Source organism: Desulfobacula sp., assembly GCF_030611305.1.
Classification (GTDB): domain Bacteria; phylum Desulfobacterota; class Desulfobacteria; order Desulfobacterales; family Desulfobacteraceae; genus Desulfobacula.
Genome location: NZ_JAUWQB010000013.1, coordinates 18,164 through 42,744 on the forward strand (window position 1 = coordinate 18,164; position 24,581 = coordinate 42,744).

The following is a 24,581-nucleotide window of genomic DNA, read 5'->3' on the forward strand; positions in this document are numbered from 1 at the left end:
AGATCAATTGTTATATTACACCTTTTTATGTTAGTGACAAATAAAACTGTTCGATTTTACCATAGAAGCTGTTTCCATGTTAAGGGCAAAGTTAATTTTTTGTTAATTTAAGTTTTTAATGATTTGTGATTCCAATTTTATCACTGATGCCAGCGGAAGCAAAAATCGATTCTGAGGATGGGCCTTCATGCCGTGACAATGGTTGATATAGCCAAGGAATCTGAATTTTCTGTAGGGACAATGTATAAATTTTTTAAAAACAAAGAGGAGGTTTACAAAGAATTAATTTTAAAAAAAGTATCTGAATTTCACACTGCTCTCAACGAGGCCATTGCAACGAAAGAAACAGAAATTGAAAAAATCAACTTATGGATCAAAGAAAGATTCAGAATGTTTTATATTATAGCGATTCTCATAAATACGTTCCTAAAAAAGTTAAAAAAAATCTATACTTTTGATTAACTTTGAGAGCTATTAAAATATAATGCAAAATTATATAAATCAAACACCAATTCTTTGTGCATATGCAGTGACAATAGGAAGGTGCTGGACTGTGAATCCGTCTATATCTGATAGATTTCCATTTTTACCTCAATGTTTTTTGTTATCATTGAAGTGTATCATAATAAAGAATTATAGAGACAAAAGGACATAAATTTTAACAAAGCGACGTAACGCATAGCAACATAAGTCTATTTTTGCAGACTATGCTTTTTAATTAAACTATAGAGGTTTGCTCTTGAAACCCCCAAATTTTTTGCAGCTCTGGATTTATTCCAGTTATTTGATATAAGCGCCGACTCAATCAATTTTCTTTCAATTCCATCTCTTGACGTTTTTAAGACATTTATTTGATTTTCAGTTGAAGATTGTAAAGGTTTTAATTTCCAGAAAGCCACGAGGTAATCCGGTAAATCATCGACCAGGATGCACTTTTTATTGCTCATTTGAACAGCTCTTTCCATAACATTTCCCAACTCTCGAATATTTCCCGGCCAATCCCAGTTGGAAAAAATATTCATAACGGCTGGGTCTATTTCGTTAATATTAAAACCATATTCCTCGTTGAAAGATTCAAGAAAATGTTGGGCAAGCGGCGCAATATCCTCCTTTTTATTCCTTAGTTCTCCAAGGCTAAGGTTAAGAACACTCAAACGATAATATAAATCACTTCTAAATGATCCTTCTTTAATCATTTGTTCCAGGTCCTTGTTTGTAGCTGAAATTACACGGAAATCAAGCTTGATGACTCTGCTCCCCCCTATTCTTTCTATTTCGTGATTTTGTAGAACTGTCAATAGTTTTGGTTGCATGGATATGTTTAGTGATGAAATTTCATCTAAAAAAATTGTTCCATGGGTTGCAAGTTCAAATTTACCAATTCTTACGCCTTTTTTTGCACCTGTGAAGGCACCTTCTTCATAGCCAAAAAGTTCACTTTCCAAAAGATCAGCAGGGATTGCTGCACAGTTAATACGGATGAACGGACCATCTTTTCTGTTGCTTGTCAGATGGATAGCATGTGCATAAAGTTCTTTCCCAGTACCTGTTTCTCCAGTGATTAGCACAGGGGAATTACCCTTGGAATAATTTTTGGCCAGTTTCCTGTTTGTGACAACTTTGTCACTTACACCGATAATATTTTCAAAGGTATATTTTGCTGTTCGCAAGTGGCGAAGTTCCTTATCATAATATTGTAATCTATTTTTCAATAAATCGTATTTATCCAAAAGGGTTTGTATTTCCTTTACATCTTTCATGCTTATAATGGATAGTGCCCCTATAGTTTCATTGCCTATCTTGAGGGGGATACGATGAACAATTGCATGGCTCCCTTTTATTGTTTTGAAAGGCCAGTTGAATTTTGGAATACCTTTTGTCAAAACCTCCATTAATTCTTTATGATGAGGCATTATCGAATAATGCTTTCCTATAATTTCAGAATTCTTTATTCCTGTCAGTTCTTCATTTATTTTAGCTCTGAATACAGCGGTGCCATTTTTATCGATAATGCATATTCCAATGTATGGATTGTTTACCAAAGCATCAAATAATTGAATTTTTTCATCATTGTCCATACTATAAGCCTTTCTCTAAAAAATTGAATTTTTCTCACAAAATAATCATAGTTTACAAAAAACAGACAAAAATGTCAACTAATGTTACATGTAAAATTAATATGCATTCAAATCTTCAATGATTTAAACCCTTTACAAAATATGACAAAAGAACATGTCTTAATTTCATTTTTTTTGTACCATCGATTTTTTATTAAGTGCTGTAAATACAAGTACTTATACGCAATTAAATATAATTGATGGACTGGCACAAAGATTGCTGTAGTTGTCAGTAGCAGTATCTTTGACAAAATAATATGCACTTAAGATACTCTAAGAATATCGGCTTATTCATAATGATGTTCGACAGGCTGTTACAGAATGCAAGACTCAACAAGCTTGGCCACAATATATAGTTGTTTATCGAAAAATGGTCAGTATATATTGTGGTTTTCTAAGGGTGTTTTTAGTTCTCGTCCCATGTTGGATCATTTTCTCGTTCCCACGCGCCAGCGTGGGAACTAGGTAAAAAATCAATTATTGAGGTGATTAAATGGAATTAACCCGAATTATTGCTGATTTTATTATTGAAACTAAACAGGCCGATATCCCCCAAAGTGTTTATGAACACGCTAAAATTGCCTTGCTGGCCCTTGCCGAGTATAATAAAAAAAACGGAATCGATTTTTTAACTGCCTATATTATCGGCTTTAAAGCCGGTGTGGTTATTGGTGAATGCGCGGGCATGGATCATTATATGCACGGCTGGCATGCGACATCCACAATCGGACATTTTGCTGCCGTCTGATGGGCTTAAATATCAAACAGACTCAATATGCCCTTGGCTGGAACAGTCTTTGCCTTTTACTGGTTACAGAAATTAGTGATAAGGATAAAACCGCCACATTTGTGGGCCTTGCATCCACCATAGCCTGGATTACCCTGGCTTTCTTTTGCATCTGCAACCTTATTTTAATCTTTGTCTTACCAATAAGCAAAACTGTTGACACAAATATGTGAATTTATAATTAAAGCAATTTTAAAAAAATGGAGGTTTACTGAATTATGAGCTTACCAAATTCCAAAGGTATTGAAAAATTTTCCGGTTATAGATGGATAATTCTGGCTCTGACTTTTTTCCTACAGGCAGGGGCTTCATTGGCTGTTTTTTCATTTGGCCCCCTTGCGCCTTTCCTTATAGACGATCTGGGTATCACAAGGGCCCAGGTCGGTATGTTCACATCCACAATTTATTTTGGAATGGTTCTTTTTAGTACACACGCGGGCTGGCTTACCGACAAGCTTGGTATCCGCCTCTTCCTGCTGGCGGGACCAGGATCCATGGGCCTGGTTTTTTTAAGTTTATCTCTTACCCACTCTTTTATTCCAGCTTTGTTAATTGTTTTCATAGCAGGAGTCGGTTATCAGTTTATCAACCCCACCACTGTCAAAACTTTATCTCAATGGTTTCCTCCCAATATGCGAGCTACTGCAATAGGCATCAAACAATCCGGCATCTCTTTTGGAGGCGCAGTCGGCGCGGTCGTTATCCCCGTCATGGCCCTTGCCTGGGGCTGGCGAGGCACAGTGATTGCCATTGGAATCGCCATATTGGCAGTAGTTATCCTGAGCTGGATTTACTATCGTGAACCATCTTCCGGGGTAAAAGCTTCCAAGAGTGAGCTTATTACCATGAAAGGACTTTTACACACCATCACACAACGCAATCTTGTTTTGCAAGGTGTCGCGGGCGCCATGTATTGCGTTCCAAGTGTTGTGATTGCCACTTACCTTGTACTTTATCTCAAAGAGACTCTTTCAATTTCACTTGTTGTGGCTGGAACCTGCCTGATGGTAGCCCAATTCGGCACTATTGCCGGACGTATTCTTTGGGGAGTCATAAGCGATCGCTTTTTTGCCGGTAAACGTAAAATCGTCATGATAATTATGGGTATTTTTATTACCATTATGGCCTTGATTACTATGTTAATTTCTTCCACCAGCCCACTTTGGCTGATATATCCGATATTTGCCATTTTTGGCTTTTCTACGGGCATTCATGGTCTGCATGTTACCTTTCTTGCTGAACTTGCCGGCGAAAAGATGGCTGCCACAGGTGTTGGCTTTGGAGCAGCAATATCAGCGATTGGCATGGTTATAGCGACCCCTGTATTTGGCTATATTGTTGACAGGACCAATTCTTATACTATAGCGTGGTTATTCCTTGCTATCATTGGAATCATCGGAGTAGTGCTGATCTGTTTTGTCAAGGAAGGAAAAATAGAATTGAGTACGTCTGCCTGAAACAAATAAACTTTTTAGATAATTAAATTATCAATTCAAGTAGATGCAAAATCACTTGCGGCAAAATATTTAAGAAATGGCTGGGGCAGCAGGGCAGCGGTTTTTCACACAATCAGTGATCTTTTCGCAAAAGACCTGTCTGAAGAGGAATGCCAAAGAATTTGTATGGTACTGGATCCTTTTCACGGTGTTGCAACAGCTATTTATGAGGGTGGGAAAGCCTTTGGAGTAACTGTTTGCGGCGCATTAAGCGGGGCTCTTGCCGGGTTTGCTTAAAGATCTGCCCTTTAATTTTTGGGTGGAAGGAATGCAGCCTGATGGATTTTTAGGAAAGGTGATGAATGATCCAGCAGTATCGCCGGAGCAAAAAGTAAAGCTTTATTATGAGAAATGCGGTTCTTTATATGGGGCTTATTACCGGATGGTATTAAATTTTAAAGAGCATTTTGGCACCACTGACTGTTTTGAGCTGGAAAAACCCCATATTTCTCAAGGGCTATATAAGCCTTTCTCTAAAAAATTAAATTTTTCTCACAAAATAATCATAGTTTACAAAAAACAGACAAAAATGTCAACCAATGTTACATGTAAAATTAATATACATTTAAATTTTCAATGATTTAAACCCCTTACAAAATACGACAAAAAAATATGTCTTAATTTCATCTTTTTTTGTACCATCGATTTTTTATTAAGTGCTGTAAATACAAATACTTATACGCAATTAAATATAATTGATGGCCTGGCACAAAGATTGCTATAGTTGTCAGTAGCAGTATCTTTGACAAAATAATATGCACTTAAGATACTCTAAGAATATCGGCTTATTCACAATGATGTTCGACAGATGTCACAACCGGCTATCTGCAACGGATGTATTAATTGTAATAATTTTTTTTTAATACTACCAGGTTAACTAAGGTCTTTCAGGAGAACAGATGTAATGGATGATACAAAAAAGATTATCAAAGAAAAAGAAAAATGGTTTTCTCGACAAATCGACAGTTCAAAGATAAAGGATAGAACCACATCCTGGGGGCTGGACTTAAATGTTGTTTATACGCCTGAGGAGATGTCTGATGGAGACTATATAACGGAAATCGGTTTTCCGGGAGAGTTTCCATTCACACGGGGGGTCTATCCAAGTATGTATCGGGGAAGATTGTGGACAATGCGGCAATATGCCGGCTTTGGTAATCCAGAGGCAACAAATGCTCGTTTTCGATCTCTGTTAGACCAGGGCCAATCAGGCCTTAGCGTTGCATTTGATCTACCCACACAGATCGGCTATGACTCGGATGATCCACGTGTAGAGGAAGAGGTCGGACGAGTTGGCGTCGCTGTCGACACCCTGAAAGATATGGAAATTATTTTTGATGGCATTCCTCTGGATAAAATCACCAGCTCTTTTACCGTTAATCCAACTGCAGGGATTATTCTGGCGATGTATGTGGCAATAGCCCAGAAAAGAGGAATTGCACTCGATAAGATTGGAGGAACACTTCAAAATGATTTATTAAAAGAATATCTGGCCAGAGGGACTCAGATGTTCCCCCCCGATCCATCTCTTCGGCTCATAGGCGATATTATTGAATATTGCAATAGTGATGTTCCCAAAATGAATACCATCAGCATCTGCGGTTATCATATGCGCGAAGCGGGATGCAGTCTTGTTCAGGAGGTTGCCTATTGTCTTTCAAACGCTATCATTTATATAGAGGAAATGCTCAAAAGAGGAATCCATATTGATGAGTTTGCTCCACGTTTGAGTTTTCTCTTGTGTTGTGGAATGAATATTTTTGAAGAAGTGGCCAAGTTTCGGGCGACCCGGCGACTGTGGGCCAAGATGATAAAAACCAGATATCACGCAAAAAATTCCAAGTCAATGATGCTGCGGATGTTCAGTGGATGTTCAGCTACTGCTTTTACCGACAGGGAACCCCTGAACAACATCGCCAGGGGTGCCATCATGAGCCTTGTAGCAGTTCTTGCAGGCAATCAGGCAATTCACACTACTGCCTATGATGAAGCCTATACAATTCCAACCGAAGAAGCTACCAGAATTGCGCTTCGAACTCAACAGATTATCGCCTATGAAACTGATGCAACTGCTGTAGCCGACCCAATGGGAGGATCATACTTTCTGGAGCACCTGACAAATGAAATTGAAAAAGAAGTTGAAAAAGAGATGGCCCGTATTGAAGCTAATGGCGGTATGATGAAAGGTATTGCCGAGGGTTCTATCCAAAAAGATATTGCAAGACAGGCATATGAGCAGGCCAAAAAAATTCAATCCGGAGACACACCTGTTGTTGGCGTTAATAAATTTGTCTCAGATGCAGATGAATATGATGTTGATATACATCAGGCAGATCCGGATGTGATAAAACATCAAGTGCAACGTCTTAAAGAAATAAAAGCGAAACGAAATACTAAGCAGGTGCATCTGTTGCTGGATGAAATCCGGAGAACCGCGGCATCTTCAAACAATCTAATGGGGCCAATACTTGCAGCAGTACACGAATATGCCACAATGGGAGAAATTTGTAATGCTTTAAAAGATGTATTCGGGGAGTATCAGGAAAACTTTTAACCGGAATATTTTCTATTAGTGAAGCATAACTGACAGTACAATAGAAATCATCTATTAACAAATATAGTTAAAGGAGACCAAAAATTGCAGAACCAAACTTTCCCCTTAAGAGTATTATTGGCTAAGCCTGGATTGGACGGGCATGATAAGGGAGCCAAAATCGTGGCTACTTTGCTTCGTGATGCCGGTGTGGAAGTTATCTATACCGGTCTGAGACAAAGTGTTGACCAAATTATATCAGTAGCGATCCAGGAGGATGTTGACGTAATTGCCCTTAGCATATTGTCAGGCGTCCATCTTGAAATAAGCCGTAAGATAATGAACAAACTCAGGGAAGAAGGTGTAGATACAATACCGGTCACTATAGGAGGCGTTATTTCAAAAAAGGATATTAAAGAGCTGAAAAAAATAGGCATTACCGAAGTTTTTCCTGTTGGTTCATCATTCGACAGCATTCTTGAATTCTTTAAATCAAGAACTAAAAAAGTTGAAATTTAAAATCGGAGACAGACAATGGGAAATATAAAATTAGGATATTCAGGAGTTGAGATTACTTCAGGTATAAATTTTAAAGAAAAGGTGTTTCTATGGAATGGAATATAGGTTGCATTGCTTCAAAACGAGCTACTACAACGCCGAATAAAACTGCGATGATTTATGAAGACCATCCGATTACATATAAAGAACTTAATGACGGGGCTAACCGCTTTGCCCACTTTCTTCAGGAAAAAGGCTTAAAAAAAGGTGATCATATTTCAGTATTTTTGTTAAATTGTCCTGAATTAATTGAAATATACTTTGCCGCAGCAAAGCTGGGAATCGTTTTTGTTCCGATGAATTTCCGCCTGGTTGGTCCTGAGTTGGAATATCAGCTTAATAATTGTGATTCACGACTGCTTGTTTTTCATGATACTCTCTTTAAGAACCTTGAGCCTGTCTTATCTTCAATTAAAGTGGAAAGAGATAAATTCCTTTTTATAAAGAGCGAAACACCGGATTGTTCTGGTTGTCCTGAATGGGCGATTGATTACGCTGATGTGATAGAAAGTTATCCGACGGACGAACCATTGCCCAATGAACCGATTTTAATGGATGATCCCCTTGCTATTCTGTATACTTCAGGGGTTACCGGTTTGCCAAAAGGCGCTGTTTTATCACACAGCCAGACCTATTTTAAAAATTTTCAGATCATAATGTATACTGATATGCGATCTGAAGACATTTTTCTTACTCAATTGCCCTTATTTCATTCCGGCGGTCTTTTTATAACTGCAACGCCTGTATTCTGTCGTGGTGCAACTCTTATAATGAGGCAACGTTTTAATGCTGAACAGTTTGCATTGGATATTGGAAAATACAAGGCCACCATAGTTTTTGCACTGACTACTATGTGGAGATTTGTTCTACAATCAGAAAAACTCGATTCTGCGAATACCGGTAGTATCAGGGTTACTATGGGAGGAGGTGAACGGACTCCTTTAACCCTTTTTGATGAACTGGCCGAAAGGGGAATTCACCTGCAAAACGGTTTCGGGCAGACTGAAAACTCTTATATGATGCTTATGCCTAAGAAATATATATTTTCTAAAAAGGGATCCATAGGCAAACCCGGCTTTTTTACCGAGGTATGGATAGAAGATTCAGATGGGAAAAAACTTCCACCTGGAAAAAAAGGTGAAATAGTTGCAAAAGGTCCCACAGTAATGAGCGGGTATTGGAAGCTGCCTGACAAAACTTCCGAAGCCATCAAAGACGGAGTGCTTCATACGGGGGATTATGGATACATGGATGAGGATGGATTTTTTTATATCGTAGATAGAGCAAAAGATATGTACAGGACCGGAGGTGAAAATGTCTACCCTGCTGAAGTTGAAAAGGTTTTAGCCAATCATCCCAAAATCTTTAATGTATCTATTATCGGTGTTCCTGATGAAAAATGGGGTGAAGCGGGTATGGCCTTTATTATTCCGGAAGAAGGTAAAAGCCTGACCAGTGAAGACGCGTTAGATTATCTCAAAGGCAAGGTGGCCAAATATAAGTTCCCACGCCATTTTAAATTTGTAGATTCTCTTCCCATGACTGCCACGGGTAAGATAATGAAGGTTAAATTAAAAGAAAAATATGGTGTTCGATTGGATGCTTAAAATGAATAATCCATTGATGACAAATTGATAGGTGCTCTGATAATTCAAATGGTCTTGATATATAGCCTGCTATATAAAAAGATAAAAAATAGAATTGTCCGGAGGAAAAATCATTTAACTACTAAAATTGTTTTTTAAACAAGGAGGAAAAATGTCAATCAAACAAAATTTTAAATGCCTGTATCCCTGCTTAATCATCGCAGTTGCATTAATGTTCACATTTTTTATTGCACCAGCACAAAGTAGTGCTGCGGAGAAACAAATTCTTGTGAAAATGGTGGGAACTCTCCCGGTTCATCATCACTTAACCAAAGCGCTTGAAATGTTTCGTGATATTGTTGAAAAAAAAGCAGGTGATCGTGTAAAATTTCAACTGTACCCGGCACAGCAGTTATACAACGACAAGGACCTTGTCAATGTATTGCCCAAAGGGGCGGTTGAAGGCGCAATAATTAACTCTGGTTTCTGGAGCGGAAAGGTGCGTGCTGAAGGTCCTATGTTCTTTCCACTTTACTCTTCAAGCAGGGATCAATTTTATAAACTTTTTGAAAGCAAAGCATGGGATCTTATTAAAAAAGATTTTGAGGAAGAGGGAAATATAAAAGTATTAAGTATGATTGAGTATGGCAGTTCCACCATTATTTCAAAAACTCCAGTCAGGACACTGGAAGATTTCAAGGGCTTGAGAACACGGGCATATGGAATGTATCCTGCAATTTTTATGCAGTCTGTTGGGGCATCACCGGTTGTCATGAGTTCAGGTGATGTTTATTTAGCCTTGCAGAGAAAGACGATTGATGCTGCAATGTCAGGAGTGAGTAGTTTTGTTGATCGTAAATGGTATGAAGTTTCTAAATATTTCTTATCCATTAACGTTTGTTATAGCACTCCATTCTTGTGTGCTTTTAATCTGGATTTCTGGAATAAACTTCCCGCTGATTTGCAAAAGATTTTTCAAGATGCAGCCATAGAGACTCAGGAGTGGACAAAAAATTATACTTTGGAATCAGACGTAAGATATAGGAACCTGTTAAAGGAAAAGGGCTGTACAGAAATACAAATAAGCGATGAAGAGCTCGCTCGTTGGAGTGAAAAAGCGGTTCCTGCTCTTGAGGCTGAATACATAAAACACTATGGAGCGAAAGCCCGGCAGATTCTTGACTTACTGCCGAGATAGTTTTCTGATCTGACAAGATTGCAGTATTTTTTTTATAAACCCGGTCATCCCGTGAGTATAGGAACAAAAAGGGCTAACCTGTGAATGCGGATTTGCACATCAAGGTTGATAGAATAAGCCTGAAACGCAAGTTCGACCCATTGGCGTGGCGGCCTCTTAGATCATGAACTCACGGGAGGCTGGAAATAATAGAGGATATTCATGAACATTACAAAAAAAATAGCTGAATATGTATATAAAACTAATATTTCCGATATACCGCAGGATGTATTGGATACAGCTAAGCTGTGTTTTCTTGACTGGCTGGGAGTTACCATTGCAGGGGCAAAAACCGAGTTCGGCGAAGTAGCGCAAGGCTATCTTTCCCTTAACTCAAAACACGGAATTGCAAGTATAATCGGGAAAAATCAAAAAGCAGATCTGCAAAATACTGCCCTTATAAATGGAATATTCTCCCATGCGCTTGACTTTGATGACTATCATATGACAACCATATTGCATTCTACTGCCCCAACTTTTCCTGCAATACTTGCAACGGCTGAATATGCGGAATCAAACGGTGAAGAATTACTTTTGGCATTTGTTCTTGCTCTCGATGTAACTCTAAGGCTCGGAAAGGGCGTGCATCGGATTCATTATGACAGGGGATGGCATATTACTTCAACAATTGGTCGATTCGGGGCTGTTGCAGGTGTTGCACGTCTTCTCCATCTTGATACCGACACTATAATCAATGCCCTTGGTATTGCCGGCACAACTGCCGGAGGTCTGAGAAATGTATTCGGCTCCATGTCAAAGCCCTATCATGTGGGAAAAGCTGCTATGGACGGATTGATGGCCTGTTTTTTTGCACAAAAGGGTCTTGACAGTTCAGCAGATATCTTTGGTGGGAAACATGGCTTTTTTGATCTTTTTACTGAAAATCCGGATTATAACACTATAATTAAAGGTATAGGCAAAGATTTTTTATTAAATGAGATTTGCTTTAAAACCTATCCGGCACCATTGTGAGTGCATTCAACCACAGATCTCATGGTTGAGATCCGGAAAAATGAAAGTCCTGTTATATCTGATATAGAAAAAATAGAGATAGAAATTGATAATTTACCCCTTGATGCTGCCGGCATAATAGAGCCCAAGACTTTGCATGAAGCACGGTTCAGCATATATTTTCTTGCAGCTCTTGCCCTTACCGAAGGAAAGGTGACAGTGGAAAATTTTACAGAGAAAAAGGTTCTGGACCCTGAACTTGTTGTTTTAAGAAGAAAAATTAAGGCAACAGGCCTTTCTGATATCGGGCTTAGTTCAAACGTTGCAATTCATATGAAAGACGGCAAAATTTATAGACGATATACCCCTGACCCTAAGGGGTCTTTAGAGAAGCCCCTGAGCCCTGAAGAACTAAAAGATAAGTTCAGGACTACAAGTGGCCTGCCATCTGAAACAGCCGACAAGGTAATTGAAAAAATAATGGGATTGGAAAGGATTAAATCTACAAATGAGATATTATCTTTAGTTTAGAACTCCGGTACTTTAATATCAAAGAAATTATGGAAATAAAAAAAAATAAAAAAAATGGGGTAAATTTTATGACAGATAACATACAAAAACAATCAGGCTGGGCAAAGGTGGGGAATGCTATTGATTCGATAACCGACTCTGCAGGAGCTATCGCAGGCTTTGCCATGCTTTTCGTTGCGGTTATCATTACTTACGAAGTAATCATGCGACATTTTTTCAAAGCCCCTACTATCTGGACATATGATATTTCAGGTTACATACTTGTATGGTTCGGTTTTTTATCTTCTGCTTATGGTCTGAAACAGGGGGGGCATATTCATGTGGATATTTTAGTCGGTAAAATGAGACCCCGAACAAAAATACCCCTTGAGATTATAGCATATGTTTTATGTTCTCTTTATGCTCTCATCATGTTCGTATATAGCTGGCAGATGGCTATGGATGCTTTTCATCATAATGAAACTGCTCCAACAATTTTACAGGCTCCAATGTGTTTGGTTGAACTTGGTATAGTGATCGGAACATTTTTATTGAGCCTTCAGGCATTGCGAATGCTGATTGTAAAAATATCAGAATGGATTCAGTCAACGCGGATTAAAGAAGATTCAAAAGATAGTTCAGGCATTATCAATAACCCCTGGCTTATTCTTCCTTGTTATTTAATTCTTTCCGCTCTTGGAATTTGGTGCTACGTGGTCAGTCCCGGTATAGGACTCGTATTTATTATGATTATTCTGCTTTTTGCAGGAGTGCCGGTATTTACATCCCTCGGAATTGTCGGAACTCTGGGTCTTTTTATCCTTCTGGGCTCACAATCAGGGCTTCCCCAGACAGCTGCCATCGGCTTAAAGTCCCTGGATAACTTTATCCTGCTGGCGGTTCCATTGTATATATTGGTCGGGCAAATCCTCATGGAAAGCGGCATTGGTAAAGAATTGTTTGATATTTGTGTTAAATGGTTTGGACACTTACCTGGTGGCATGACAGTCGCTGCTATAGGCGCATGCGCTATTTTTGCCGCAATTTCGGGTTCAAGTGTTGCAACCGCCGCTACGGTAGGGATGGTTGCCATTCCGGAAATGCTGAAACGAAGCTATGATCCAAAACTGGTATATGGCACAATAGCATCCGGAGGTACGCTGGGAATACTTATTCCACCCAGTGCTGCTATGATTATTTATAGCTCTATAACAGATGAATCTACAGGTGCTTTGTTTATGGGAGGTGTAATTCCGGGGATTATTATGGCCATCCTTTTTGCATTGTTTGCAGTCATTTTTTGTGTCTATACAGGACGATATGAAAAAATAGAACCTTTTTCATGGAAAGAAAGATTTGTTGTTTTTAAAGATTCTTTTTGGGGATTGATGACACCTGTAATTATAATCGTTACAATTTATACCGGTGTTTGTACACCCACAGAAGCTGCTGCCCTGGCAGTTGTTTATGCTCTGGCTGTATCTCTTTTTCGCGGCAAAATCAAACCTAAAGAGCTTAAGAGAATGATGGCTAAAAGTACTCGTACTTCTACAATGATTCTGATGATTGTTGTTGGAGCCCTTCAGTTAGGTATGATTACTACTTTCTTGCAGGTGCCGCAACGCGCGGTTGCCCTTGTGGGAGCTCTTGATTTTCCTGTCTGGGTAATCATGGGGCTGCTGTGTTTAATTTTCGTGATCCTGGGCATGTTTCTCGAAGTAGTATCTATTCTTTTGATTACCATGCCGATTGTTCACCCTTTAATTATACATATGGGTTTTAATGGAGTATGGTTTGGAGTATTTATTGTTCTGCTGATGGAAATGGCATTAATTACTCCCCCTGTTGGTTTAAATGTTTATGTAATTCAGGGGATCGCAAATGCCCGAATGTCCGAGGTGATTTTAGGAGTACTCCCTTTCATGGCATTGCTTCTGGTCGGTCTTCTTCTCTTGTGGTTTTTTCCGCAGCTTGTTCTTTGGTTTCCGGGCACTATGGGATTGGGAGGTCTATAATTATTTATATTTAACTGAACAGACGTCAGCAATAAAAATAATAGCGAAATGATGCTATGGATAATAAAATAATCACTAAAATAAATCGAAGGATGCCAAAGTGAAAACAAACATCAATAAGATACTCTTTACAACAGACCTTTCCAGTAATTCACGATACGCCTTTAATTATGCGGCAAGTATCGCAGGTCATTATGGAGCAAGCATTGTGATCCTTCACGTAATGGAAAATATACCACAGGGCGCCGAAGCCCTTATTTCCGGGTTTCTTGGTGAAGACAAAATGAACGAGCTTGCCAAAGCAAATGAACAGAACGCACGCTCTGCCCTCATTGGGAAAAAAAGTGAAAGCATGATGATCAGACAAGCTTTGGATGCTCTCAGTCAGGATACCGTGGTCGGCCGTGATGAAGGGGTTGTAACCGATGAAATTATCGTTACTAAAGGGGATGTAGCCGAAGAAATTATTAACCAGGCCAATGACTGTGACATGATAATAATGGCTTACCGTTCAAGAAACATGCTGGCCGATACGATAGTTGGCGATCATACCAGGCGGGTACTCAGGCGAAGCAAAAAGCCTGTTTTGCTGGTGCCAATGCCGGATGAAAAATAAGCTGCAATATGCTTTTGAAATTTTTTAATAAATTGTGAGGGCTAAAGATTATGAAAAATCGTGTAACCGAGATACTGGGTATAGACCTGCCTTTAATTCTGGGCCCGATGCGTTTGATCACTTTAGGAGAGGTGGCTGCTGCCTTCTCCAACAGCGGAGGCTTTGGCCAGATTGCTGCCTCAGGGCTTTCAACCGACAGGTTGCGATCAGAACTTAAAAAAGCCAAGGAGCTTACAACTAAACCTTTTGGAGTTAATATTCCTATATATCGACCCAATGCTTATGATGCACTTGAAATTGCTGTTGAGACAGGGCTTAAAGCTGTTACCACCTGTGCAGGTGATCCGGCCAAGTTGATCGGACGTATTAAAGAAGCAGGTCTTAAAGTTTTTCATAAAGCAGCTACCGTAAAAATGGCTAAAAAGGCTGAAGCTGCAGGCGTAGATGGAATAATTGCTACAGGATTTGAGGCTGGGGGCCATGTAGGAAGAGAGTGGGTAACCAATTTTTGTCTTATTCCCCAATTGTCGGATGCCTTGAAAATACCGATAGTCTCTGCTGGTGGTGTGGCGGATGCAAGGGGTCTGCTGGCAGCTTTTGCCCTGGGTGCTGAGGGTGTTGAGATTGGAACCGTCATTTTATCCACCCGTGAATGTCAGGTACCTGATTTTTTTAAACAGCTTATCCTAGATGCAGGAAGCGATTCTACTATACTTCTTGGTAAAAAAGCGATGCCCATGCGTGTTTTGAGGAATAAGGCTGCAGAAAGTATTGGCGGGCCGGATAAATCAAAAGAAGACAGGAAATTGGACTCACAGGGAGACAAAAAATATGTTGCTGAAGAAGGCGTGGATGCCGACAATGCAATAATGCCATGCGGTCAGATTTCCGGCTTGATAAGGGAGATAAAAAGCGTGAAAGAATTGCTGCCGGAAATGATGGAAAAAGCACAGATATTGTCTTCCCAATTGCGGGATGTATTTCAAGACAAAAACGATTCGGGCAGATAGGATGGTTGTGAAATAATCCACGACCGATGATTGTTATTTAGAACATTTACAAGGGGGCATGATGAAAATGGAATATGTTTTACTTGATAAAAAAGATGGAATTGGAACCATTACCCTTAACAGGCCAGAAAGATACAATGCTTTTGCAGGAGGAATGAGAGAAGAAATTCTGGAAGCGGTACAGGAAACGTGTTCTGATCCCGATATTCGCGCAATTGTTATTACCGGTAATGGGAAAGCCTTTTGTGCGGGTGGAGATGTGAACGAGTTTGTCAGCGGAAACAGCAAGGCGCTTTCTGATGCTGATATTGCTACTTCCGATAGACTCACCATGTGTAAGGCTGTTCTTGCTATAAATGCGGGAGAAAAACCGGTAATTGCCGCAGTAAATGGTGTTGCAGCCGGTGGCGGTTGTAATCTCGCCCTCTCCTGCGACATCAGAATTGCCAGTGAAAAGGCAAAGTTTGGACAGGTTTTTACTCGCAGAGGTGCATTCCCCGATTGGGGCGGCATTTATTTTTTACCCCGCCTTGTTGGATATGCCAAAGCTGCGGAATTACTTTTTTCAGGAGAAATAATTGATGCCCGGGAGGCCTTTAAAATAGGAATGGTAAATAAAGTTATCCCCCATGATAAATTAATGGAAGAGACATATAAAATGGCTGAAAGGATTGTAAAAAATGCACCAATTCCTATTGCCTTTATTAAACGGGGTCTTCAAAATTTTTACAAGATGGATCTTAGCCAGGCTGTTGATTACGAGGCATATGTATTAGGCATGACCTTGAAAAGTGAGGATTTTATGGAAGGGTTTAACGCCTTTCTGGAAAAAAGAGAACCGGTTTTTAAAGGCAAATAATGGTAACTTTGTTGAAAGAAATTATCCGGAAAGATGATGGCAGGATAAGTACAATTTTCTTCAATCGCCCGGAAAAAAGAAATGCTTTAAATGCAGATGCTCTTTTCCAACTGGGTGATATCGTAAATCAGATAGAAAGAGAAAATAAGATAAGGGTACTTGTCTTAAGGGGAGCAGAGGATAAAAATTTTTCTGCCGGCGTGGACCTTTCCTGCGGAAAAAATAATTTCAAACGGATGATTGAAGGTCTGGAATATTGTCTTAACAGCCTGATTAATTTTTCTCAGCCGATGATCAGCATGATTTACGGTCCTGCCATAGGAGCAGGGCTGGACATTTCGGTAATATCGGATTTTAGGATTGCTGCCAACGGCGCCAGTTTTGGCGCTCCTTTGGTCAAACTGGGAAGAACATATTACTACACGGCTATCAGGCGGCTCACACGCCTGATCGGGCTGGCCGGAGCAAAGGAGATTTTGTTGACAGGGAGGCTGATAGATGCCAGGCGTGCATTGGAAATCGGGCTGGTTAATCAGTTAGTCCATGAGGATGACCTTGAATCCGCGGTAGGTTTCCTTGCAAATGAATTGGCGGAAGATACCGCCCCCCTGGCAGTGAAAGTTACCAAACTCACAATAAAAAAACTTTTTGAGGAAACGCCACTTGATCCGTCGTTGGAAGACGAACTTAAGCGGTTTGCAGATGAAATAAATCAGAGCGAAGATGCTAGGGAAGGGATAAATGCTAAAATTGAAAAGCGCAAACCGGTTTTTTCAGGGAGGTAATTATGCCAGTTGATAATGATAATTTTCAAGTTAAAACACCCAGGGAAGCACTCTCCCTTTTAAGTCAGAAAATGTTCAACAAATATGGTAAAGAAGCACTCTTGGAAATTGAAGACGTCTGGTACAAACTCGGATGTGCTGTTGGAAAAAAGATGAAAAAGAAATTGCCTGATACCAATTTAATAACAGTTGCAAATAGTTTTGTTGACGGTGGTCACAAACGAGGAGCTAAGGTAGACGTGCTTGAGTTAACCGAAAATAAGTTTCATCTGAGAGGATACCACTGTGCGATCGGTCTTAATGGAAAGGGAAAGAAGCTCTGCTGGGCATGTATGGGGATAGATCGCGGCCTTTTTGAGACAGCTACGGAAAATGATTTAGAAATGAAGATAATTAAAACCCTTTCAGATAATGATGAATATTGTGAATTTGTGATCAAGCGATTAATAAAAAAACCTGGAGATTAACGACAACTTGCAATTGATGATATAAAAAAATGCTACAGGACAATTTGTACACGAAGCTAGTAATTCTTAAAAAAATTAAACATTTGGGGACAAAAATATGGACTTTGAAACGATTATGCTGGTTAAAAAAAAACATATAGCGACATTGACCTTGAACAGACCGGAAAAAAGTAATGCGATCAACAGGAAGATGATGGAAGAACTTGGAGAAGCGATTGAGGATGTGGCCGGAGATGACGAAATGAGGGCTTTGCTGCTTACAGGAGCAGGTAAGGCTTTCTGTGGCGGAGCTGATCTTGATATAATGCCGGGTGGTGGAGATGTAAAAGATCTTGCGGAACTTGGGGTTGAGACATTAAGACGCTCATTTCTCTTTAAAGCATCAAAAAAAATTATTCTCGGGATTCAACAGATGGAAAAACCGACCATTGCCATGATAAATGGTGTATGTGTGGGCGCTGGATTTGATCTGGCCCTATCGTGTGACCTGAAAACAGCAAGTGAAAAGGCAAAATTTATGTGCGGATTCGTAAAGCTTGGCCTTTTCCCGGGTTTTGGAGCAGCCTGGCTTTATCCGAGATGCATGGGAGTGACAAAAGCATTTGAGATGCTTTTTACAGGAGATATGTTGAAAGCACAGGAAGCAAAAGAAATCGGAATGATTAACAAATTGGCATCACCGGAAAAACTTGAAGAAATTACTCTTGAAATGGCTACAAAAATTGTCAATGGTCCGCCTGTCGCAATAAGATTGATGAAGTCACAAGTATACAGGGGAATGGGAAGTGATTTAAATGCTGCTCTGGATGACGCTGCTGTCTGTGAATCAATTACACTTGCGTCAAAAGATCATATTGAAGGAATTACTGCCTTTCGAGAAAAAAGAGCGCCATTATTTGAAGGAAAATAATTTAAATTTTTGAGGAGAGACATCTTCATGGATAAAAAGACCGAAGATAGAATCAGACAACTACGTGAAGTAAAGGCTGCCGCATTAAAAGGTGGTGGTGAAAGAAAAATTGAGATCCAGCATAAGAAAGGAAGAATGACAGCGCGGGAAAGGTTGGACTATTTGCTGGACGACAAAAGTTTTACCGAGTTTAATATGTTGTTGTGTCATATGGACGGCGCACCGGGCGATGGTCTTGTCAGCGGTGTCGGCACTATAAATGGAAAAAAAGTATGCGTGTATTCCCAGGACCCAACAGTCAAAGGAGGCTCTATAGGCGCGCTTCACGGTTATAAAATGTACAAGACAGTAGAACAGGCGCTACAGATGGGCATTCCTCTTGTCGGCCTTCATGATTCGCCAGGGGCAAGGCTTCCCAAGATAAAAGAGAGTAAAACCGCCCTTGGAGATATGATGGAGAAAAGTGGAGGTTCGATTTTTTATCCCAATACGCAGGCTTCTGGTGCTATCCCTCAGATATCGGCTATCCTTGGCAGTTGTGCAGGAATTTCTGTTTATTCACCTGCATTGACTGATTTTATATTTATGGTGGATAAAACCAGCCATATGTATATTACAGGTCCCGCCATGGTTAAATCTGTCATGGGCGGTGATATCAGCCATGAAGAATTAGGTGGTGCGAAAATTCATTGCAAAATCAGCGGCGTAGCAGATAAAAGATTTAAAAATGAAAAAGAATGTCTGGACGGCATAAAAGAACTTTTGAGCTATCTTCCTCCTAATATGAATGAAAAACCGCCCCAAAAAGCCATGACGGATGATTCTGAAAGATTAATGGATGATATACTGGATACCATTCCCCCACAATCCAACAGGCCCTATGACATGCACAAGATTATTAACAAAATTATTGATGGAGGCAGCTTTTTTGAAATAAAACCTGAATTTGCTACAGAAATAATTGTTGGATTTGCCCGTCTTAATAATGAAACAATTGGAATTGTTGCCAACCAGCCCATGGTGCTTGCCGGGAGCCTGACAAGCAACAGCTCGGATAAACAGGCAAGATTTATGAGATTTTGTGATTGTTTCAATATCCCTATAATTCTGCTTGTTGATACACCTGCATATATGCCTGGTGCACCTCAGGAACGCTTTGGAATCATCAGACACGGCGCCAAAGTTCTGTATGCTCTTTGTGAAGCAAACGTTCCGCGGATAGCCGTTGTTCTGAGAAAATCTTATGGTGGCGGGAATCTGGGTATGGGAGTCGTCTCCGGTATGGGGACAGATCTTGTTTATTACTGGCCAACTGTTGAAGTGGGTGTATTGGGACCGAACGCCTCGGTAGAGCTTTACTTTGGCAAGGAAATCCGAGAATCAAATAATCCTGAAGCGGTTAGAACAAAAAAGCTATCTGAATTCACCGAGAAATATTCAAATCCCATGCGTGAAGTGTCAGCAAACTGGGGGATTGATGATGTTATCGAACCTAAAGAAACCAGAAAGATTTTAATTAAAGGATTAAATTTTCTTTCTTCCAAAAAAAGGCCGGTCAGGCACACTAAACACCATGGAAACATTCCCCTGTGATGGTTTGTGTTTCAGATGGGAGGACAAATTATAACCCCGTGAATAAGGAATTTTCAGTCAGATAATGGATAGAGAGGCGACTACAAGGGTGTTAGCTATGGAAAAAAATTTATTTAAATACATGGAGAATTTTAATGAACGAAGAAGGAAAAATCAGAGTACTGGTTGCCAAACCCGGGCTTGACGGGCATGAACGTGGTGCATGGGTTGTTGCTTATGGGCTGAGAGATGCCGGTTTTGAGGTTGTCTACACCGGATTACGGCAGACACCTATGGAGGTTGCAACTGCAGCTATACAGGAGGATGTCAATGTGGTAGGGCTCTCCATCCTTTCCGGTGCCCATCTTAGTTTAAGCAGAGCTGTCATCGAGAATCTCAAGGCTCAGGGTGGAGAAGATATTATTGTTATGGTTGGCGGAGTTGTTTCAGATGATGATATTCCAAAATTGAAAGAGATGGGTGTCTCTGAGGTTTTCACTTCGGGAAGTTCCATCCAGTCAATCGCTGAGTTCATTCATTCTGTGACTTCTTGAACTCAGAGGCCATTCAAGGAATAAAAATAAAATTGAAAAATAAAATTCACTATCGCTGGATTGTTCTTCTGATATTTGTTTCATCTCAGCTCGTTCTTTCCATCGCAGGATATGGCTGGGGAGCCCTTGCTCCTTTTTTAAAAAAACTTATGTCATTGAATAGTACCCAGATAGGCAGCATCGGCTCCATTTTTTATTTTGCTGCAGCTTTGTCAGCGTTACCTTCAGGTATGTTGGTTGATCTTTACGGAGTAAAAAAAGGCCTTATCGGGTGGCTGGGGATTACAAGTGTTCCCCTACTGCTTCTTAGTATTTTTAAACCCATTTTCCCAATTTTTATTATATTGGCGGCAATAAGTGGATTGGGCTATGGCATTGGCAACCCTGTCTGTTCCAAGGGATTGTTCTTATGGTTTGACCAGAATATAAGGGGGCTTGTATTTGGAATAAAGCAATCTGCCGTGACAGTTGGCGCAGCGGTCTCCGGCATACTTCTGGTTTATCTTGCCGATAAAGTGGGTCCCTTTAATGCTCTTGGCATCATTGGTCTGGCTATTTCCGTAATGACCATTTTATCATTAATTTATTATCATGATCCAATTCACCCTGAAAATATTTCCAATAATACAACTGCTCTTAAAAGGGGAAAATTTCTTTCCGAATTTGGTGAGCTTTTTGCCAATAAGCCCTTTTTCTATCTGTCTCTTATCATGGCATTGCTTGGCCTGGCTCAGGGTGTGGTTATCAGTTTTCTCATCCTTTATGCTACTGAAAAATTGGGATATTCACTTTTGGAAGCCGGCTCCCTTTTGACCCTTGTAATGATCAGCGGTGCTGTGGGTCGGATACTATGGGGTTTTATTAGTGACCGCCTGTATGGCGCCCGTCGCAAACCGGTTCTAATTATTATATCCACACTGGCTGTCCTTACTATAACCGCATTGGCCGTGTGGGACGTTACATGGCCCAAATGGCTGTTGATACCCGTGCTCATGGGGTTAGGGCTTTCAACCGCCGGATGGAACAGCGTTGCGTTGGTGCTGGTAACCGAGATCAGTACAGAATCAAGAACAGGCACTTCAGTGGGCCTGGCCTCTACTATTGCATGGTTTGGTCTTGCGTCCGGGCCTATTGCCTTTGGAAGTATAATAGATCACTTTGGATATTTTTATGCCTGGAGAGCAATGGCGTTTTTTTGTATTTTTTCTTTAATTCTCTGCTTTTTGTTGCCAATTAATGAAGCAGTCAACAATGTTACAGGAGATTAAAATTATGAAACAAGAACAAATGGATTTCAGCCGTAGAATAATACGATTTATTACAGAAACAAACACTAAAGATATTCCCCCTGAAATTTATGAACATGCTAAAATCGCTTTTCTAGACTGGCTGGGGGTCACGCTTGCAGGCAAGGACGATCCTCTGGTAGAAAAACTGATCAGATATGCCGATTTAATGGGAGGAAATAAGCATGGGACTCTTATTGGTCGGAGAATAAAAAAAAGCCTCAGTCAGGCGGCTTTGATAAACGGGGCTGCATCCCATGCTCTGGATTACGACGACACATTGATGACTTATGTCGGTCATCCAACGGTCACCATGATTCCGTCATTGCTGGCTCTATCAGAATGGAAAGAAAAAAGCGGTATTGATTTTCTGACAGCATATATTATCGGTATGGAAGCAGCTTCTGTCATTGGTACTTGTGCCGGCATGGATCATTACATGCATGGATGGCACGCCACATCCACCATAGGACATTTCGCTTCTGCTGCTGTCTGCTCCCGGTTGCTGGGGTTAACTGGAGATCAGACGTTTTACGCTTTTGGCATCGCCGGAACCCAGGCATGCGGCCTTAAAATATCCTTTGGCACCATGTGCAAACCCTTCCATGCCGGCCGGGCATCCCAGGCCGGGCTTATGGCAGCCCTGCTGGCTGCTGACGGTTTTACTTCTGCCCATAACATTCTGGAAGGCCCCAAGGGGTTTTTCCATGTTCTTAATGGAGAGGTAAAAGAAGATATTGTTAAAAACTTGGGGGAAACATGGAATATTAAAAATCTGGCTCAAAAATATCATGCATCGTGTCATGCCACTCATTCCGCCATTGAAGCAGCAAGAAGCCTTGTCCGGCGGGAGAGAATATCAATTGATAAAATAAAATCCATTAGAATCCACACCTCAGAGCTGTCTCTGGGCATAGTGGGCAATGCAGAACCCAAAACCGGCCTGGAAGGAAAATTCAGTGTTATTTATTGTGTAGCCAACGCTCTTTTAAAAGAAAATACAGGTATGCAGGCATTTACAGATGAAGTGGTGATGGATCCGGCAGTCCGGACATTCATGGAAAAAATATCAATTAAGTTAGACAAAGACATGGCTGCTCTGGGGGCCAGGGTCGAAATCGAGACAGATTTGGGGGAAATTTATTCCATGATTACGGATATTATAAAAGATATACCTGACCTTGGGGTAAAGAGATCGAAAATAAAAGATAAATTCATTGATTTGAGCAAGCCTGTTCTTGGAGATAAAAAAACTGAAGAAATATTGGAGAAGGTGTTCACTTTAGAGAAAATTGATAATTTAAAGCCCTTTATTGAAGACCTTTAAAGCCAAATTTTAAATGTACATTAATATTACATGTAAAATTAATGTACATTTAAGTTCTCAATGATATAAACCCTTTACGAGATACACATAATAATGATGTATCATGTTTTTTAAATTTTATCTTTTTTTGTATTATTGATCTTCTATTAAACACTGTAAATACAAATGGTTATATGCAATTAAATATAATCGGGAGAACCGGCACAAAGATTGCTTTTGGTTGCCAGTAGGGGTAGTACTCTAAAACTTGACCATATAGGATAGAATTTTTTACTAAAAAAAGGAGAGAAACAAAATGGAGAATTTCATTAACAAAAAAACAATGTTTTTGTGCTTGCTAATAACGATTGTGACCTTTGCATTTATCGGTTTGAAGTTAACGGATGTGGCAGCCGCATCCGAGAACAAGCCGGTAATCTTAAAGATGTCAACCTATTTAACTCCATCTTATAAAGATGGATTCTATGCGAATAAAAGGATGGTAGATTATATCAATCTTCATGGTAAAAAGTGTAACCTAAGCGCTGAATTTTTTCATTCCGGTACTGTCTATAAAGCCAAGGAACTTTTGCCCAGTTGTATGACGGGTTCGCTCGATATCGGAGGCTTGGTAGCACCCTATGTCGAAGGCAGCATACCTGCCCTCGGTGTTTCGTCTTTGCCCTTTGCCTGGGAGAGTTTTTACGTCCATAGAGATGGCACCAGAAGAGGAAGTCCATATTTTAATTTCCTGGCTGATGAATATGCTCAACGTGGACTTGTGCTTCTTTCCCAGTCTCCTGTGGGGCCTCAGGAATTTATCAGCTCTAAGCCCCTATTAAAACTGGAAGACTGGAAAGGCCTGAAGGTCAGGGTATCCGGGGCGGTGTATTCTAAAGCCATGCAGACAATCGGTGCAGTCCCTATTTCCATGCCCTCGGGTGAGGTTTATACTTCACTTCAAAGAGGCGTTGTGGATGCTGCCCAGGGACTTGATATAACCTTTAAAGCTCGTAAGCTCTATGAAGTTACCAAGCACCAGATAAATTTTAGCTGTTTTGATATGGAATGGACAATTTTCATGAACAAAAAGAAGTTTGACAGTCTATCCAAGGACCAGCAAAAAGTTGTAATGAATGCGGCCGAAATATGTGGACATGACATGAGTACGTCTGAAGTCCTTGGAGGTTTTATGGGGTTGAGATCCAGCCTTGAAAAAAAGAATGGCATTAATCAGATATATTACTCAGAGAATGAGTACAAACGATTTAAAAAAGCAATGGAACCGGTAGTAGAATGGTGGACCAAAAAAGTTGGCAAGGAGACGGCCCAAAAGGCCTTAAGGGCTGTGCGTGACAGTCAAGACGTGGGAATACCGAGCTGGGGAAAGCTCGATTTAATCCTTCCTGAGTAAGCGGTTTTCACA

24 protein-coding genes are annotated in these 24,581 nt (G+C 40.3%); 23 read left to right on the forward strand and 1 reads right to left on the reverse strand.

Annotation, left to right across the window (positions count from 1 at the left end; genetic code table 11):
• The first annotated feature begins 192 nt into the window (after positions 1 to 192).
• The gene (locus tag QAI40_RS03945) at positions 193 to 462 is read left to right on the forward strand and encodes a TetR/AcrR family transcriptional regulator (protein ID WP_299979993.1); all 270 of its coding nucleotides are present in this window, start codon (positions 193 to 195) and stop codon (positions 460 to 462) included.
• Positions 463 to 692: 230 nt separating this feature from the next.
• Here the strand turns inward: QAI40_RS03945 and QAI40_RS03950 are convergent, their stop codons facing one another.
• Complete coding sequence (locus tag QAI40_RS03950; protein WP_299979991.1) at positions 693 to 2,078, reverse strand: sigma-54 interaction domain-containing protein; 1,386 nt, start codon at positions 2,076 to 2,078, stop codon at positions 693 to 695.
• 532 nt (positions 2,079 to 2,610) lie between these two features.
• On the opposite strand from QAI40_RS03950, the gene QAI40_RS03955 reads away from it, so the two are divergent.
• The 22 genes from QAI40_RS03955 (at position 2,611) to QAI40_RS04060 (ending at position 24,569) form a co-directional block, all read left to right on the forward strand.
• Positions 2,611 to 2,865 carry an MmgE/PrpD family protein gene (locus QAI40_RS03955; protein ID WP_299979988.1) on the forward strand — a complete coding sequence of 85 codons (255 nt, stop codon included), beginning with the start codon at positions 2,611 to 2,613 and terminating at the stop codon, positions 2,863 to 2,865.
• Positions 2,865 to 3,077: a hypothetical protein gene (locus QAI40_RS03960; RefSeq protein ID WP_299979985.1), complete on the forward strand. Its 213-nt coding sequence runs from the start codon at positions 2,865 to 2,867 to the stop codon at positions 3,075 to 3,077. Before QAI40_RS03955 ends, QAI40_RS03960 begins: the two co-directional genes overlap by 1 nt.
• A gap of 45 nt (positions 3,078 to 3,122) precedes the next feature.
• Positions 3,123 to 4,361: an MFS transporter gene (locus QAI40_RS03965; RefSeq protein WP_299979982.1), complete on the forward strand. Its 1,239-nt coding sequence runs from the start codon at positions 3,123 to 3,125 to the stop codon at positions 4,359 to 4,361.
• Positions 4,362 to 4,668: 307 nt separating this feature from the next.
• Entirely contained in the window at positions 4,669 to 4,980 is a 312-nt protein-coding gene (locus tag QAI40_RS03970; RefSeq protein WP_299979979.1) for a hypothetical protein, read from the forward strand.
• 324 nt (positions 4,981 to 5,304) lie between these two features.
• Positions 5,305 to 6,954, forward strand: coding sequence for an acyl-CoA mutase large subunit family protein (locus QAI40_RS03975; RefSeq protein ID WP_299979976.1), 1,650 nt, complete (start codon positions 5,305 to 5,307; stop codon positions 6,952 to 6,954).
• 84 nt (positions 6,955 to 7,038) lie between these two features.
• A complete protein-coding gene (locus QAI40_RS03980; RefSeq protein ID WP_299979974.1) occupies positions 7,039 to 7,452 on the forward strand; it encodes a cobalamin B12-binding domain-containing protein in 414 nt (137 codons plus the stop codon).
• A gap of 89 nt (positions 7,453 to 7,541) precedes the next feature.
• Positions 7,542 to 9,098, forward strand: a complete 1,557-nt coding sequence (locus QAI40_RS03985) for a class I adenylate-forming enzyme family protein (protein ID WP_299979971.1) — start codon at positions 7,542 to 7,544, stop codon at positions 9,096 to 9,098.
• 127 nt (positions 9,099 to 9,225) lie between these two features.
• Positions 9,226 to 10,275, forward strand: coding sequence for a TRAP transporter substrate-binding protein (locus tag QAI40_RS03990; RefSeq protein ID WP_299979968.1), 1,050 nt, complete (start codon positions 9,226 to 9,228; stop codon positions 10,273 to 10,275).
• 201 nt (positions 10,276 to 10,476) lie between these two features.
• Positions 10,477 to 11,286: an MmgE/PrpD family protein gene (locus QAI40_RS03995; protein WP_299979965.1), complete on the forward strand. Its 810-nt coding sequence runs from the start codon at positions 10,477 to 10,479 to the stop codon at positions 11,284 to 11,286.
• Complete coding sequence (locus tag QAI40_RS04000; protein WP_299979962.1) at positions 11,287 to 11,796, forward strand: hypothetical protein; 510 nt, start codon at positions 11,287 to 11,289, stop codon at positions 11,794 to 11,796.
• A gap of 68 nt (positions 11,797 to 11,864) precedes the next feature.
• Positions 11,865 to 13,790, forward strand: coding sequence for a TRAP transporter large permease subunit (locus tag QAI40_RS04005; protein WP_299979959.1), 1,926 nt, complete (start codon positions 11,865 to 11,867; stop codon positions 13,788 to 13,790).
• 100 nt (positions 13,791 to 13,890) lie between these two features.
• Positions 13,891 to 14,406 carry a universal stress protein gene (locus QAI40_RS04010; RefSeq protein ID WP_299979957.1) on the forward strand — a complete coding sequence of 172 codons (516 nt, stop codon included), beginning with the start codon at positions 13,891 to 13,893 and terminating at the stop codon, positions 14,404 to 14,406.
• Positions 14,407 to 14,456: 50 nt separating this feature from the next.
• Entirely contained in the window at positions 14,457 to 15,416 is a 960-nt protein-coding gene (locus tag QAI40_RS04015; protein WP_299979955.1) for an NAD(P)H-dependent flavin oxidoreductase, read from the forward strand.
• A gap of 67 nt (positions 15,417 to 15,483) precedes the next feature.
• On the forward strand, positions 15,484 to 16,275 hold the full coding sequence (locus QAI40_RS04020) for an enoyl-CoA hydratase/isomerase family protein (RefSeq protein WP_299979952.1): 792 nt from the start codon (positions 15,484 to 15,486) through the stop codon (positions 16,273 to 16,275).
• Positions 16,275 to 17,060: an enoyl-CoA hydratase/isomerase family protein gene (locus tag QAI40_RS04025; RefSeq protein WP_299979949.1), complete on the forward strand. Its 786-nt coding sequence runs from the start codon at positions 16,275 to 16,277 to the stop codon at positions 17,058 to 17,060. The genes QAI40_RS04020 and QAI40_RS04025 overlap by 1 nt, the downstream gene beginning before the upstream one ends.
• Before the next feature lie 2 nt (positions 17,061 to 17,062).
• The gene (locus tag QAI40_RS04030; protein WP_299979946.1) at positions 17,063 to 17,527 is read left to right on the forward strand and encodes a hypothetical protein; all 465 of its coding nucleotides are present in this window, start codon (positions 17,063 to 17,065) and stop codon (positions 17,525 to 17,527) included.
• A 97-nt stretch (positions 17,528 to 17,624) separates the two neighbouring features.
• A complete protein-coding gene (locus tag QAI40_RS04035) occupies positions 17,625 to 18,437 on the forward strand; it encodes an enoyl-CoA hydratase/isomerase family protein (RefSeq protein WP_299979943.1) in 813 nt (270 codons plus the stop codon).
• A 27-nt stretch (positions 18,438 to 18,464) separates the two neighbouring features.
• Positions 18,465 to 20,030, forward strand: a complete 1,566-nt coding sequence (locus QAI40_RS04040; protein WP_299979939.1) for an acyl-CoA carboxylase subunit beta — start codon at positions 18,465 to 18,467, stop codon at positions 20,028 to 20,030.
• Between the two features lie 134 nt (positions 20,031 to 20,164).
• Positions 20,165 to 20,563, forward strand: a complete 399-nt coding sequence (locus QAI40_RS04045) for a cobalamin B12-binding domain-containing protein (protein ID WP_299979936.1) — start codon at positions 20,165 to 20,167, stop codon at positions 20,561 to 20,563.
• Positions 20,564 to 20,595: 32 nt separating this feature from the next.
• Complete coding sequence (locus tag QAI40_RS04050; protein ID WP_299979934.1) at positions 20,596 to 21,831, forward strand: MFS transporter; 1,236 nt, start codon at positions 20,596 to 20,598, stop codon at positions 21,829 to 21,831.
• Positions 21,832 to 21,835: 4 nt separating this feature from the next.
• On the forward strand, positions 21,836 to 23,176 hold the full coding sequence (locus QAI40_RS04055; protein ID WP_299979931.1) for an MmgE/PrpD family protein: 1,341 nt from the start codon (positions 21,836 to 21,838) through the stop codon (positions 23,174 to 23,176).
• A 295-nt stretch (positions 23,177 to 23,471) separates the two neighbouring features.
• On the forward strand, positions 23,472 to 24,569 hold the full coding sequence (locus QAI40_RS04060) for a TRAP transporter substrate-binding protein (RefSeq protein ID WP_299979928.1): 1,098 nt from the start codon (positions 23,472 to 23,474) through the stop codon (positions 24,567 to 24,569).
• The last annotated feature ends 12 nt before the right edge of the window (positions 24,570 to 24,581 follow it).

What these genes read in the sequence shown, in the direction of transcription:
- QAI40_RS04005 (WP_299979959.1), top strand. Translation starts at nt 11,865, where the DNA reads ATGACAGATAACATACAAAAACAATCAGGCTGGGCAAAGGTGGGGAAT.
- QAI40_RS04020 (WP_299979952.1), top strand. Translation starts at nt 15,484, where the DNA reads ATGGAATATGTTTTACTTGATAAAAAAGATGGAATTGGAACCATTACC.
- QAI40_RS03950 (WP_299979991.1), bottom strand. Translation starts at nt 2,078, where the DNA reads ATGGACAATGATGAAAAAATTCAATTATTTGATGCTTTGGTAAACAAT.
- QAI40_RS04045 (WP_299979936.1), top strand. Translation starts at nt 20,165, where the DNA reads ATGAACGAAGAAGGAAAAATCAGAGTACTGGTTGCCAAACCCGGGCTT.
- QAI40_RS03955 (WP_299979988.1), top strand. Translation starts at nt 2,611, where the DNA reads ATGGAATTAACCCGAATTATTGCTGATTTTATTATTGAAACTAAACAG.
- QAI40_RS04060 (WP_299979928.1), top strand. Translation starts at nt 23,472, where the DNA reads ATGGAGAATTTCATTAACAAAAAAACAATGTTTTTGTGCTTGCTAATA.
- QAI40_RS04025 (WP_299979949.1), top strand. Translation starts at nt 16,275, where the DNA reads ATGGTAACTTTGTTGAAAGAAATTATCCGGAAAGATGATGGCAGGATA.
- QAI40_RS04030 (WP_299979946.1), top strand. Translation starts at nt 17,063, where the DNA reads ATGCCAGTTGATAATGATAATTTTCAAGTTAAAACACCCAGGGAAGCA.
- QAI40_RS03960 (WP_299979985.1), top strand. Translation starts at nt 2,865, where the DNA reads ATGGGCTTAAATATCAAACAGACTCAATATGCCCTTGGCTGGAACAGT.
- QAI40_RS03975 (WP_299979976.1), top strand. Translation starts at nt 5,305, where the DNA reads ATGGATGATACAAAAAAGATTATCAAAGAAAAAGAAAAATGGTTTTCT.
- QAI40_RS04055 (WP_299979931.1), top strand. Translation starts at nt 21,836, where the DNA reads ATGAAACAAGAACAAATGGATTTCAGCCGTAGAATAATACGATTTATT.
- QAI40_RS04040 (WP_299979939.1), top strand. Translation starts at nt 18,465, where the DNA reads ATGGATAAAAAGACCGAAGATAGAATCAGACAACTACGTGAAGTAAAG.
- QAI40_RS04035 (WP_299979943.1), top strand. Translation starts at nt 17,625, where the DNA reads ATGGACTTTGAAACGATTATGCTGGTTAAAAAAAAACATATAGCGACA.
- QAI40_RS03970 (WP_299979979.1), top strand. Translation starts at nt 4,669, where the DNA reads ATGCAGCCTGATGGATTTTTAGGAAAGGTGATGAATGATCCAGCAGTA.
- QAI40_RS03965 (WP_299979982.1), top strand. Translation starts at nt 3,123, where the DNA reads ATGAGCTTACCAAATTCCAAAGGTATTGAAAAATTTTCCGGTTATAGA.
- QAI40_RS04015 (WP_299979955.1), top strand. Translation starts at nt 14,457, where the DNA reads ATGAAAAATCGTGTAACCGAGATACTGGGTATAGACCTGCCTTTAATT.
- QAI40_RS03995 (WP_299979965.1), top strand. Translation starts at nt 10,477, where the DNA reads ATGAACATTACAAAAAAAATAGCTGAATATGTATATAAAACTAATATT.
- QAI40_RS03985 (WP_299979971.1), top strand. Translation starts at nt 7,542, where the DNA reads ATGGAATGGAATATAGGTTGCATTGCTTCAAAACGAGCTACTACAACG.